13 protein-coding genes are annotated in these 12,130 nt (G+C 52.4%); 5 read left to right on the plus strand and 8 right to left on the minus strand.

What is annotated here, in order from left to right:
• Positions 1-88 precede the first annotated feature (88 nt).
• Positions 89-865, minus strand: a complete 777-nt coding sequence (locus tag ABYP33_RS14740) for an aminotransferase class IV (protein WP_373091922.1) — start codon at positions 863-865, stop codon at positions 89-91.
• 163 nt (positions 866-1,028) lie between these two features.
• Here ABYP33_RS14740 and ABYP33_RS14745 point away from each other — a divergent pair, with 163 nt between their 5' ends.
• Positions 1,029-2,456: a PLP-dependent aminotransferase family protein gene (locus tag ABYP33_RS14745; RefSeq protein WP_373091923.1), complete on the plus strand. Its 1,428-nt coding sequence runs from the start codon at positions 1,029-1,031 to the stop codon at positions 2,454-2,456.
• Between the two features lie 88 nt (positions 2,457-2,544).
• The gene (locus ABYP33_RS14750) at positions 2,545-3,174 is read left to right on the plus strand and encodes a LysE family translocator (protein ID WP_373091924.1); all 630 of its coding nucleotides are present in this window, start codon (positions 2,545-2,547) and stop codon (positions 3,172-3,174) included.
• A gap of 100 nt (positions 3,175-3,274) precedes the next feature.
• On the opposite strand, the gene panB is transcribed toward ABYP33_RS14750, so the two are convergent.
• From panB to ABYP33_RS14765, 3 genes are read right to left on the minus strand one after another with little or no spacing between them, the layout of a single operon-like run.
• Positions 3,275-4,057 (minus strand): 3-methyl-2-oxobutanoate hydroxymethyltransferase, encoded by a 783-nt coding sequence (gene panB, locus ABYP33_RS14755; protein WP_373091925.1) that lies wholly within the window; start codon positions 4,055-4,057, stop codon positions 3,275-3,277.
• Between the two features lie 49 nt (positions 4,058-4,106).
• Complete coding sequence (locus ABYP33_RS14760; RefSeq protein ID WP_373091926.1) at positions 4,107-4,715, minus strand: 2-hydroxychromene-2-carboxylate isomerase; 609 nt, start codon at positions 4,713-4,715, stop codon at positions 4,107-4,109.
• A 42-nt stretch (positions 4,716-4,757) separates the two neighbouring features.
• On the minus strand, positions 4,758-5,552 hold the full coding sequence (locus tag ABYP33_RS14765) for a PhzF family phenazine biosynthesis protein (RefSeq protein ID WP_373091927.1): 795 nt from the start codon (positions 5,550-5,552) through the stop codon (positions 4,758-4,760).
• Positions 5,553-5,726: 174 nt separating this feature from the next.
• Between ABYP33_RS14765 and ABYP33_RS14770 the strand changes: the two genes are divergently transcribed.
• Positions 5,727-7,154, plus strand: coding sequence for a PLP-dependent aminotransferase family protein (locus ABYP33_RS14770; RefSeq protein WP_373091928.1), 1,428 nt, complete (start codon positions 5,727-5,729; stop codon positions 7,152-7,154).
• Positions 7,155-7,803: 649 nt separating this feature from the next.
• On the opposite strand, the gene ABYP33_RS14775 is transcribed toward ABYP33_RS14770, so the two are convergent.
• From ABYP33_RS14775 to ABYP33_RS14785, 3 genes are all read right to left on the minus strand, one after another.
• The gene (locus ABYP33_RS14775; protein ID WP_373091929.1) at positions 7,804-8,499 is read right to left on the minus strand and encodes a hypothetical protein; all 696 of its coding nucleotides are present in this window, start codon (positions 8,497-8,499) and stop codon (positions 7,804-7,806) included.
• A 163-nt stretch (positions 8,500-8,662) separates the two neighbouring features.
• A complete protein-coding gene (locus ABYP33_RS14780) occupies positions 8,663-8,902 on the minus strand; it encodes a DUF2188 domain-containing protein (RefSeq protein WP_373091930.1) in 240 nt (79 codons plus the stop codon).
• 14 nt (positions 8,903-8,916) lie between these two features.
• Positions 8,917-9,177, minus strand: coding sequence for a DUF3892 domain-containing protein (locus ABYP33_RS14785; protein ID WP_373091931.1), 261 nt, complete (start codon positions 9,175-9,177; stop codon positions 8,917-8,919).
• A gap of 132 nt (positions 9,178-9,309) precedes the next feature.
• Between ABYP33_RS14785 and ABYP33_RS14790 the strand changes: the two genes are divergently transcribed.
• Entirely contained in the window at positions 9,310-9,654 is a 345-nt protein-coding gene (locus tag ABYP33_RS14790; protein WP_373091932.1) for a helix-turn-helix domain-containing protein, read from the plus strand.
• 15 nt (positions 9,655-9,669) lie between these two features.
• Positions 9,670-10,533, plus strand: a complete 864-nt coding sequence (locus ABYP33_RS14795; RefSeq protein ID WP_373091933.1) for an ImmA/IrrE family metallo-endopeptidase — start codon at positions 9,670-9,672, stop codon at positions 10,531-10,533.
• 471 nt (positions 10,534-11,004) lie between these two features.
• On the opposite strand, the gene ABYP33_RS14800 is transcribed toward ABYP33_RS14795, so the two are convergent.
• Entirely contained in the window at positions 11,005-11,802 is a 798-nt protein-coding gene (locus ABYP33_RS14800; RefSeq protein ID WP_373091934.1) for a site-specific integrase, read from the minus strand.
• Between the last annotated feature and the right edge of the window lie 328 nt (positions 11,803-12,130).

Genomic DNA, 12,130 nt, shown 5'->3' on the forward strand with positions numbered 1-12,130 from the left:
AAAGGTGAATCCATGCGAAAACTGATGACAACATTGACTGAAGATGATCGCTTAAAGTAAAAAGACGGCACATGATGCATGAGGTGAATTAAGTGATCACGTTCAAGCGGTACGACTGATCAGGTTCAGTGGAATACACACGAGCCTCCAGTCCTTGTTGAGGCGCCAGCTCCAACAGGGTTTCGCGGGTAATTCCCTCCAAGGCACCGTCCTGAACTGGCGGCGTTAGCAGTGCTCCCTCCCTGACGACAAAGATATTCTCGGCGCTGCATTCCGCCACATGACCAAACTGGTTTAGCAAAATAGCTTCATCAACTCCAGCGGCATTCGCTTGTGCCCTGGCCAGAACCGAATGCAGGTAATTCAGGGATTTGACCCTTGTATCCAGCCCCGTACCGACTGCTCGCTTGACACTGCTGGTGATCAGGCTAACCCCCTGGCGCCGGGTTTCATCACTGACCAACGACAGTGATGCCGGAATGATAAATACGTTGGGCGCGGTGCAATTGCGGGGGTTCAGCCCCATATCCCCCTCACCCCGAGTCACCAGAATCCGCAGGTAACCATCGCCCATGCCCGAGCTAGCGATACAGGCCATGACTGCTTCTGCGAGGGTATCATCGGTATAAGGAGCAGTGATCGCCAGTGCACTGATAGAGCGGCGCAGCCGCGCCAGATGACGGTCGAGCCGGAAAGGATGCCGGTGATAAAATCGCAGCCCCTCGAAGCAGCCGTCACCGTATAGCAAACCGTGATCATAGATCGAAACAACCGCTTGGTCAGCGCTCACCAGCTCACCGTTCTTCCAGCAAGAGTACTTCGTTTTTGTATGACACTTGGGTTGGGTCTGGGGTTGGGCCTGCATCCGATATCACCTCACAGAGTTGACGCCCCCGTACTGTCTGAAAGATAACGATGCCATTGATGGGCTCATCCGATTCAGGCTATTGAGGGAGCAATGCAGACAGTGTAATCTTTCCAAGGAAAGGGTACAGATACAGTTTATGTCAATTTGAACGGGTACAGATTTGGGCGCACCACGCTTTCAACTCCATCGCTACGAGCAGCTTGCCGAACAGCTGGCCCGGGAGATTCAGGCAGGACGCTACAGTCCAGGAGAAAAAATTCCCGGAACGCGTGTGCTGGCGGACACCCATGGTGTCAGCATCAATACTGTCCTCCAGGCGCAGAAGCTATTGGAAAATCAGGGTATGATCGAAGCGGTTCCGCGCTCGGGATTCTTCGTCAAATGGCGCGGCGAAGATGCCGCACAACTGGTAAAAAGCCCGGCCAAGGCCGCCTTGAAGCCGATACTGGTGAAGCGCCAGCGACTGGCGCTGGATTTGATCCAGGCCACTGGCAGCAAGACCATGGTGCAACTGGGTGCGGCCCTACCCCACGAGAGCTACTTCCCCGGACAGGAGCTGCAACGAATCGCCGCCCGGGTCAGCCGAGCTGACGATACCGGCTTTATGCGCTACGAAGTCCCGCCCGGATTGCCATCACTTTGCGAATCCCTGGCGCTGCGGATGCTGAGCTACGGCTGTGAGGTGAGTGCCGCGGAAATCCTCGTCACCAACGGCTGCCACGAAGCACTGATTATTGCCCTCAAGTGCGTGGCCGAACCCGGTGATGTGGTATTGCTGGAATCCCCCACCTACTATGGTTTGCTGCAGGTGATCGATACCCTGGGACTACGCGCGGTGGAAATCCCCTGCCACCCTGAGTCCGGCATGGACCTGGACAAGGTCGAGGACGCCTGCCAGCAGTGGGACGTCAAGGCCTGTATCGTCGTCAGCAACTTCAGCAATCCGCTGGGGAGCTGCCCAGACAACAACCAAAAGCAGGCGTTACTGTCGCTGCTCAATAGCTTCGATGTACCGTTGGTGGAAGACGATATCTACGGTGACCTTGCCTTCGACGGTCATCGCCCGGCCCCTTACAAACACTTCGATACCACTGGGGAAGTACTCTACTGCAGTTCCTTCTCTAAATCTGTGTCGCCCGGTTTACGGGTGGGGTGGTTATCACCCGGTCGTTATACGGAGAAAGCCGCCTACCTAAAATTCACCCAGAATATTGCCAGCGCCACATTGAACCAACGGGTACTGGATGAATACCTGCGCAATGGCGGCATGGACAGGCATGTCCGCAAAATACGCCGCCGCTATGCCGCGAATATAGGGCAATGTATTGACCTGATTAAATCAACGTTTCCACTCGGCACCCGAACCTCCCAACCTCGCGGCGGCTTTGTCTTGTGGGTGCAGTTGCCTGGGGAGTTCGATACCACCGAGCTTTACCAAAAAGCACTGGAACACAAGATCAGCATCGCCCCTGGGTATTTATTTTCCAGCGATCAACGATTCAAACACCATTTCCGAATAAACTGTGCTTTGCCGTGGGAATCGATGCTGTCCCCAGCCTTGCACACACTGGGACGATTATTGGATTGAGTGCGACAGGCAATACCATCACGGCAACTAAAGTCCCATTTGCATGCTTGGATAAGCAATCCAGTCACACTAGCCGCAGAGGTGCTTTGTGAGTTTCTATGACATTATCGCCCTGGCAACGATCATGACCCTGCTCGCCGCCATTCCCAGTAGCAGTGTCGCCCTGGTGGTGATACGTGCCTCCACGATGGGTGTCAAACAGGGTGTTATCACCTCCCTGGGCGTCGCTGCCGGCGATCTCGTTTTTGTGGCGATGGTGCTACTCGGCTTGACCGCATTGTCGGAGCAGTTGGGGGCTTTGTTTGTGGTGATCCGCTACCTGGCGGCAGGCTATCTGATTTGGTTTGGCCTTAATTTGATCAGGAACCACGCTCACAGGGTTCCCCAAGGGAAGCCGAGCGTTCCACCTAACGGGGCGCGAACCACATCAGCAAGCTTCCTGTCGGGATTGTTATTAACGCTGAGTGATATCAAGGCGGTCTTTTTCTACGCCAGTCTCTTTCCCGCGTTTATTGACCCCATTACACTGCGTAACGTGGATATTGCCGCCATCTTTGGCATAACCCTATTCGCTGTCGGTGGCATCAAGGTTGTGTACGCAGTTTCCGCCAGCAAGATGATGAATCTATCCGGCAGATTATATTTTCAAACCAAAGCAAAGCCGGTAGCAGGCGCCATGATGATAGCCACGGGGAGCTATCTTTTCGTGAAAACCTGAGAGTTCGTTGGAACGCCCCCAATTAAACATCCTTTGAGCCTGCGATAAATTTCCTACGCGAGGCTATTTCCGAAGCGATTTTGCTGATCCGACTCGGCGATTACTTTTTCGAGCCAGCGAATTGAATAATATTGTTAGGGAATTCCCTGGATTCTACCTCCCGAGAAAACCGCTGGGCCACCTTCTGGATTTCCCGGCCAACATGAGCGTATTGCTTTGAGAAAGGCGGCCAGTAGTCTCCAAGACCCAAGGCATCGTTTATGACCAGCACCTGCCCATCGCAATCCGATCCGGCGCCAATACCGATGGTCGGGATGGTCAATGTCCGGGTAACACTGTTGGCTAGATCGTGGGGAACGTGCTCAATCACCAACATAAATGCGCCGGCTTGCTGAATCGCAACCGCTTCTTTCTGAATCCGTAGCGCTTCCTCGGCGTTCCGGCCAACCTTGGCGAAGCTGCTAGCGGTTTGCGGTAGCAGGCCGGTATGTCCCACCACCGCGATACTCTCCGCCACCAGATACGAAATAATGTCGGTCTTGGGGCCTTCCAACTTGATGCTGTCCGCACCAGCAGCCAGCAGTCGTTTCGCGTTAGCCAATGCCAGCTCAGGTGTCCGATCCGACTCGTAGGGCAGATCGCCAATAATGTGGGTATTGGGTGCGCCCCGGCGCACAGCACCTATGTGGTAAACCATATGCTCCACGGTCACCTGGCGAGTACTGTCAAACCCCATTTCCACCATGCCCACGGTATCACCCACCAGAATAATGGGGATGCCTGCCGCCTCAAGCTCCCTCGCCACCGGGCAGGTATAGGCCGTCAGCATGGTAATTGGCCTCGAACCTTTCATTTGCACAAAATCAGTTGCAGACAGTTTCATCGGTGCTCACTCCCATCAAGAAACGTTATCGGGTATTACACCGCAGAGATCATAATCGGGAATATTGTCCCATGGCAAAGTCGATGGCCTCCACCAGTCGGTCACCACCCCAGAACATTTCATCACCGATCATAAAGGTGGGTGACCCGAAAATGCCCAGTTCCACAGCCTGACCAGTCTGGTCCCTGAACTTTTGCTTACTCTCCTCCGAAAGAGCATGGGTAATAACGCCCTCGCTATCCACATTCAATTGGTGGAGGATTTCGCCGATGACCGTGGTATCCGCGATATCCTGGTCATGGACGAAGTTGGCCCGGTATACCGCCTGGACAAATGCGGTTATCCACGGGGCGTCCTGGCTAAGGCAGGCTATGCGGCCTGCCAGCAGGCCGCTACGGGGAAACTGTGTGGGCTTATTAAAGGGGATGCCCTGTGCTGCGCACAGCCTTTCCATATCCCGCCACATGTATCGCCCTTTCGGGGGATAGAGATTGAAAGGCGAATCGTTCCAGCCCTGTTGCTTGAAAATCACGCCCAGCATAAAGGGCCGCCAGTGCAGCAAAATATCGTTTGCCGCCGCCAGCTGGGTGACGCGCATTATCGCCGGATAGCTATAGGTGCTGGTAAAATCAAACCAGACCTGAATCGTCTTTGCCATGATTACCTAAACCTCCTTGAAAATGCACAAACGTTGCGCTAATCAACCTTGGAATTCGCCCGTCAATACTGTCTTCGCCAAGCCGCTCAATATCACCCTGGAGCCCGACAGTTCCATATCCACGATTCCGGTGCGGGCCGATGCCTGGTAACCCCGCAGCGTCCTGCGCCCGAGACGTTGCCCCCAATACACTGCCAGCAGGCAGTGGGCCGACCCGGTAACCGGGTCTTCCGGGATGCCGGCGGCGGGGGCAAAGAACCGGGAAACGCAATCCACGCCATCCTCATCCCCCGGCGCCGTGACGATCAGGCCACGAAAAGGTAATGTTTTCAGCAAGGCCAAGTCAGGCTGCAGTTGCCTCACATCATCAGCCTGCTTGAACACGACAAGCACATCTTCACCACCCCGGCCAATCCATTCCGCTTGAACGCCCAGAAGGCCTGCGATGCTCGCCTGCATGTCCGGGGGAAGCTCCACGGGTGAATCCGCAGGCAGTTCCAACCTGATGACATGCTCGTTGCGGGTGGCCGAGAGCAGACCACTGCGGGTACGAAAATCAATCATGTCACGGCCAACCCCGCGCTGCCAAAGCACATGGGCAGTGGCCAGGGTGGCATGCCCACAAAGATTGACTTCACAACCGGGCGTAAACCAGCGAAGCACCCATTCGTTGGTTTGCAAATGCCAGGTAAATGCCGTTTCAGAAAGATTCATCTCCGCTGCCACATTTTGCATCCACTGCGGAGACTCCCTGCCGGTCAGAATGCAAACAGCGGCAGGATTGCCCGTGAACGGGCCACTAGTAAACGCATCGACAATGTAAAGGGGACAGGGCATATGAACTCCTGTGAAACAGTCGGAAAATTCTCAAAGCCACTGTAAACACCCCTTGCTTTTCGATACAGTTTCAAATTATTTTTATTGATACGGTACAGATTTCGTATATAAAAATCTGTGCCGATAAAAGCAGGTTCAAACTGTACTGGTTAATCGCTATTGGAAAGCCCACAAATGGAAACGCTGTATCAACAGGTTGCCGATGAACTAAAGGCGGGTATCGAGCGGGGCGTCTACCAGCCCGGCGACAGGCTCCCTGGGGTACGCACCCTCAGCAAGCAACGTAACGTCAGTATCGCGACGGTCATCACTGCCTACCGCCACCTGGAAGATGCCGGCCTGATCGAGGCGCGCAACCGCTCAGGGTATTATCTGCGGGAAAAATCCCAGCCACTGGCCCCGGAGCCGTTAACATCCAGACCACCCAACAAGCCTGTGCCTGTCAACGGGCAGGCCCTGGTGCTTAATATGGGCAAGGCATCCCATGATCCATCGGTCATACAGCTGGGAGCTGCGGTACCCGACGCCTCGTTCCTGCCGGTTCGCGCCATTGAACGGGCCATCACCCAGGCCGCCAGGTTCCACCGGGACAATGTTGCCGCCTACGAATTTCCTCCCGGCCTGCCCGCCTTGCGCCGACAGATTGCCCGGCGCATGGTGGAGGCGGGCTGCCCCGTCCACCCCGACGAGATCGTCATCACCAATGGCTGCCAGGAAGCCCTCTCCCTGGCGCTGCGGGCAGTCACCAAGCCCGGCGACGTGGTGGCCGTTGAGTCACCGACCTTCTACGGGCTGCTTCAGGTCATCGACAACCTCGGCCTGAAAGCCCTGGAAATTCCCACCCATCCCCGCACCGGTATTTCCCTGGAGGCCCTTGAGCTTGCCCTGGAACAGTGGCCCATCAAGGCCTGCGCGGTGACACCCAGCTTCAGCAACCCCCTGGGAAGCTGCATGCCGGACGACCACAAGGCCAGGTTGGTGGAGTTGCTGGCGAGCCGTAACATTCCCCTGGTGGAAGATGATGTCTATGGCGACCTCGGGTTCAGTACCAGGAGACCGTCTATTTGCAAGGCGCTATCGCAAGCCGGAGATGTGCTGTATTGCGGCTCATTTTCCAAGACCCTGGCGCCGGGGCTGCGCATCGGCTGGATCGTACCGGGACGCCACCAGCAACAGGTGGAGTACATGAAATATGTGTTGAATCTCGCCACCCCTACGATCCCCCAGCTCGCGGTCGCCTCGCTGCTGGAGGGGGGCCAATACGAACGCCATTTGCGCAAAGTGAAAAACGACTATGCCCTCGCCGTTTCCCGCATGTCGGGCACCGTCATGGCGCTGTTCCCCGAAGGCACCCGCATCACACGACCGGAGGGCGGATTTGTCATCTGGGTGGAACTGCCCAAAGACGTCAACAGCCTCGAACTGGCCCGGCAAGCCATGGCCCGTGGCATCAGTATCGCGCCAGGCTCCATCTTCTCAGCAAGCCGGAAATACCAAAATTTTATTCGTCTTTCCTGTGCCTGCCGCTGGGATGAAACAGCGATGAAGGCCCTGTCCACCCTTGCGGCGTTAGTGACTCGAAAAGACGTTATTAGCATCTAGCAAAAGGCAACGTTGTGCACTACAGCATCGGTACAACAGGCACCATCCTTCATCAGGAATCCCCCAATCTGTTATGCATAACAGCTAATTTATTTGCGTCTGTGTACTGGCACAATATGCGCTAACTGCCCCTATACCACCGGGGCGAATGCAACCAGACTTTGCCTGCTGATCCATCGCAGGGAGAGAACGATGCATAACGAGAATCCCCAAAAATCGCAGACTAAACAACGCTTGCCAACATGGCTTAAAGGCTTATTGTTGCTGACTGCTTTCATATTATTCGCCGCTCTCTTTATCCAAGATGCGACTGGCACAACGCCACCCAAGCGCCCTTGGTGGTGGCACATTCATTGATATGCAAACATATAAGCAGTGATCCTCTCGAGTAACACTCAATGAGAAGAAAATTTGCTTCTGTACTCTGTTTTGGCTGCGCTGAGTTTGAAGATTAACATTGCTATCAATTGTACTTCATAACAATAATTATGGAGGAAAATATGATTGGTGTTTTATTTTATGCTGCGTTTAGTTTGGTATTGGCTACAGGATACCTCCTTGCTTATCGAGTTAGTAAAAGCTCGGCAAGTTAGAGTCAATTCATGGTTCTGCATTTGTCCGCGAAATTCGCCCTTGGGTAGTCGATAAATTATTCATCTTGTTCAAGTTCTTTGGCCAAAGACGGGTAATGTATCCAGTCGTCATATTCTGGAAGCCAAGCAATTTTCAATACTACGGCGATACACGATATCACTAGGAATGAGAGGAAATGGGCGGCGGGGCCGAGTAACGAAAAGATATTGAGAATGATAGATGACTCGCCAAAGCCAAATTCCGGGAGCGCCATGTCGAAGAGGGCTAACATTAGTACACCTGTTGTCAGTTGGCCGACTTCAGACAAGGTGTGGGTGATTGCCTTGCGCTCATTTTGGTGCCGAATATATTCACGCATCATAAAGTCACATTTCCGCTCTAATGCGATGTCACGAAATTTGCTCGCTCTTACTGCACCGTATGGCCTATCGAAATATTTTTTTGCGTCCTGGGTTGGTAAAAAACAGAGAAGCGATGCCATGAGATAAGAGGCAGCAGGAACGATCAGAGATACTGAGATTCCAAAGAGCGCTAGCGCAACCAAAAAAAAGCCTAAATCGTCGAATAGGTCTGTTGGCGAGAGTGAGGATTCCAATATCCCAGTTCCGTCTCGTAATAAAAATATGGAGTCAACGTAAAGTACGAGAATCGTCAGCCGTAACGACCAACGCCACTGCCAAACTTTATCTATAAGATCAAATTTTCCAATTGACCCCTGCCTTTTCTGAAAGTCAGTTTCTTGTTCATCCATGTTTCAATTTCACCTTTATCTGCGTAATTTCCATAAGCTGATCAGCTTTGGTGGCGGTCAAGAAAGCGAATTTTCTTGTGTGCCGCGCCGCTGGAGATATTTGGCGCAATCTTTCTCGAGAGCCTGAAGGCCCCCCTCTGGGTAGGAAGGGGCTTTCAATGCATCAATGCTTTCTATCTTTTGGTGGGCTCGGATCATTTCCATAGCTATCGCTGTCTCGTATCCGCCCATCACGTCGATGGATTACAACCTCAGTTCTCTCGCGATTTGCTTGATCTCGTGCTCTATCGATAGCGTCACGTTGAGTTTCATGGCGCGAGCCAACTCTGCCTGCGCCCTCTCTGCGAGTAGCCCATCCTCCGTCTCTATGCGGTACCACATGCACGTCTCTTTTCTTGCTCATTGGATTGCTCCTTTTTAGCAGTCTGGAAGGTCATCAAGGTTGTTTTTAGATGTTTGGTCACGATCCGTTCGTAGATATTTTCCCGTAGGTTCATTAACTACTCGGATCTCAGTACGTCCGCTCTTCCAAGGCACATAATATGTGTGAACCCCGCTTTCAATATCATGAATCGCATCCGCTTTGCTTCTCGGAGACCAGTACTCACCTTCGCTACATAATTTAGTGATGTCTCCATCACGGTCTTTGCCTGATTTGTATATAGCCCTATCGGCCATGGCGCTTCTCCTTGAATAATTACAATTGGTAGTCTAGTATTTGACGAAATCGTCAAGTCGCAGACCAAAAATAAAAGGGCTGCGCCCTCTTGAAAATACCGTCAATTTACACTTTACGGAATCGTCAATATTATGTCAACACTTGGTCAATCTTTGTTTTCTAAGAGACTTGTGCAAATGCGCAGCATTAGAGAGCTCAGTCAGGATGCTCTCGCTAAAAAGGCGGGCTTGCCGGCAACAGCAATCTCTCATTTTGAGAAGGAAACACGGAAACCGTCGTTTGATAATTTAAGAAAAATTGCAGATGCGCTGGATATTTCCATAGACTACCTTATGGGAAGAACTGATGATCCCGTTGGAGTGCCATCTCACGAGGCAGAGATTTTTAGAGATTATCAGAAAATGACTGAGCAGGATCGCGAGCTTGCGAAAGACTTTATGGCTCGTCTAGCTGCGAGGAACAAGGAATATAAATAGGGGGCTATAAGGATTATGGCGGAGCTTTGGCAGTCAAATGCAACAAGGCTTGGTGAAAGATTGGCGCTCGAGTATTTTGACGATGCGCCTATCGATCCCGTCTATATAGCCGAACAGCTTGATATTATCGTGGAAGCCCTTCCTCCAAATTACCAAGGAGTTTCTGGCATGTTGCTGGAAGCGGGCGGTAATTTCGGTATCCAGTATGCCACGTATCTCGACAATCCAGGCTTTGAGAATTTTAGTATTGCGCACGAGCTTGGCCATTACTCTATCCCTGGCCACCCTGAAAAACTTCTTTCTCAAGGGCCGCATTTTTCGCGAGCGGGTTTTACTACCGACAATAGGTGCGAGCTCGAGGCGGATCACTTTGCGGCTGGGCTCTTAATGCCTTCAACTCTCTTTGATGCAGAAATTAATAAGCATCAAAGTGGAATCTCTGCGGTTAGAGCATTGTCGAGATGTTTCAATTCCTCGCTGACAGCGGCAGCAATTCGTTACGCTCAGCGAGCGAGTGATGCTATAGCAGTTGTTGTAAGTGAAGGGAATGAACTCTGCTACTGTTTTTTGTCTGAGGAGTTGAAACAGGTTAAAGGAATTTCGTGGCCCAGAAAGGGCTCTCTATTACCCCGAAATAGTGTCACCCACAGATTTAATAGTTATAGAAATAACGTACTAAATTGCCAGTGCGCGGAGAATAACAGTTCTTTCTCAGACTGGTTCGGCTGCAATAAATCATACGAGCTGTACGAGGAAGTGGTTGGGCTAGGGAGGTATGGTAAAACCCTGACGGTTTTGTCTGTAGATGAACTTCCTGACGAAGAGCAGGAGTTGGAAGAGGAGGAGTTGAGGGCATCTTGGGAGCCTAGCTTTAAATAATAAGCATAGCGTGCTTTACGTACGTAATGTAATTCTCGCGTAATTCGACAATCTCCGCAGGGAGTTGCTCGCCCAGCCCTAGTATTAACCTGTCAAAGAGTTTTTGCAGGTCATTGTTCCATGTTCTCCCACTGTATATCTGTACTTCCACTTCTGGAGATATACAGTGCCTACGGAAGAAATTCTGAATCGAGACGAAGTCGCCGCGCTACTTGGTATTGCACCCCAATCGCTAACCAATCGAATCGCGAGAGGCGGGCCGTTTCCGCCGTATCGGGAGATTTCTCCTCGGTGTCGGGTTTGGTTGCGGTCGGACGTTGAATCCTGGATATCAACTATGCCAATGAGGACGTCGGCTTCGAGAAAGGCTCGAAATTACCGGGCGGCTCGTTAGCCTCGCTGAGGTGGGGGCTGCATCGCCCCAATTTTTAGCCATGCAGGATGCCTAGCTATCTATATTGGAATACGCATCTACGATGCGGGTGGCAATACATTCCGCATTTTTCCGAGTAAGTGCTGTGCGTTCAGGTGTGTATATCGATTGAGCATGGCGATGGTTCGATGGCCAGTAATCAGTTGGGCTTCATGGGGCTCAAGGTGGTGCCGTTCGAATAAGCGACTGGTTGCCTCGTGCCTAAGGTCGTGAAATCGAAGCCCCTCTAACTTGGCTCTCGCTGCACTTCGTTCAAATGCTTGACGGATCTGAGGTGCATTGCTGCCAAACACGCGGGAGCTTGCCTCTGCATTTTCGCTTCGCAACGACGTTATCTCCTGCGCTAAGTTGTACGAGAGGGGGAATTTCCGTGCATCGTTGTTCTTCGAGAACTTGCGGTCTACGGTAACGAACGTGACGCCCAGTTGCGGGTCTTTGTATATATCTTGCCAGCGCAGTTGGGCGATTTCCGCCTGACGCATCGCGGTTTCCAGGGCAAAGCGTACTATTAGGCCTATTGGGGTTGTGCACCGAGTGTCTGTTTCATACTTAGCGCAGGCTTCCAGAAGTTTTTCTTCCTCATTGGGGAATAGGCGTCGGTCTCGGGCGTTGTTTACTTTGGGAAGACAGCCGGGCTTTACGGGGTTGTCGAGATTGAAGCCCAGTCGAGCATTGGCCAGATTATAGGCAGTGCGAATAAAGCCGACATTTTGCTTGATCGTGGCGGCTGCTACGGGCGGATTCGCCTTGCGGAGCCGAGTAACCATCTCGGCAATGTGGCTTGTGCAGAAGGAGTCCGCAGGAATGTTCAGCAAATCTGGGTGCTGTGCCTGCATAGAGCGAATTTTTGAGGTGGTGGTGCGTCGAGTATTGGGTTTCCATTCTTCGGTTTTCTGCTTAATGAAGACATCGAGCAGTTCGCCGACCGTGATGGTGGCGCCCCGTAATGCGGCGTCAAAACGATTGGTGCGGGCGGCTTTGGCAAGCTGATTTAGCCACTGTGTGGCCGCTTCTTCGGTGTCAAAGCTTCTGCAGATGGCTCTTCATCATTAACGGGGGACACCGGCATTCATTAAACTGAATTTGCGAAGAAACAGTTTGATGGAGAATACCGATGTCCCACGCAGGAAGAATTATAGGCATACCTGGCCTTGAGATTGAACG

The sequence above is a fragment of the Zhongshania sp. genome, from assembly GCF_041584495.1.
Taxonomy (GTDB): Bacteria; Pseudomonadota; Gammaproteobacteria; order Pseudomonadales; family Spongiibacteraceae; genus Spongiibacter.

Excerpts from the sequence above, each read along its gene's own strand:
- ABYP33_RS14740 (WP_373091922.1), bottom strand. The coding sequence starts at position 865 with ATGCAGGCCCAACCCCAGACCCAACCCAAGTGTCATACAAAAACGAAG.
- panB (WP_373091925.1), bottom strand. The coding sequence starts at position 4,057 with ATGAAACTGTCTGCAACTGATTTTGTGCAAATGAAAGGTTCGAGGCCA.
- ABYP33_RS14760 (WP_373091926.1), bottom strand. The coding sequence starts at position 4,715 with ATGGCAAAGACGATTCAGGTCTGGTTTGATTTTACCAGCACCTATAGC.
- ABYP33_RS14765 (WP_373091927.1), bottom strand. The coding sequence starts at position 5,552 with ATGCCCTGTCCCCTTTACATTGTCGATGCGTTTACTAGTGGCCCGTTC.
- ABYP33_RS14770 (WP_373091928.1), top strand. The coding sequence starts at position 5,727 with ATGGAAACGCTGTATCAACAGGTTGCCGATGAACTAAAGGCGGGTATC.
- ABYP33_RS14775 (WP_373091929.1), bottom strand. The coding sequence starts at position 8,499 with ATGGATGAACAAGAAACTGACTTTCAGAAAAGGCAGGGGTCAATTGGA.
- ABYP33_RS14780 (WP_373091930.1), bottom strand. The coding sequence starts at position 8,902 with ATGAGCAAGAAAAGAGACGTGCATGTGGTACCGCATAGAGACGGAGGA.
- ABYP33_RS14785 (WP_373091931.1), bottom strand. The coding sequence starts at position 9,177 with ATGGCCGATAGGGCTATATACAAATCAGGCAAAGACCGTGATGGAGAC.
- ABYP33_RS14790 (WP_373091932.1), top strand. The coding sequence starts at position 9,310 with ATGTCAACACTTGGTCAATCTTTGTTTTCTAAGAGACTTGTGCAAATG.
- ABYP33_RS14795 (WP_373091933.1), top strand. The coding sequence starts at position 9,670 with ATGGCGGAGCTTTGGCAGTCAAATGCAACAAGGCTTGGTGAAAGATTG.
- ABYP33_RS14800 (WP_373091934.1), bottom strand. The coding sequence starts at position 11,802 with ATGCAGGCACAGCACCCAGATTTGCTGAACATTCCTGCGGACTCCTTC.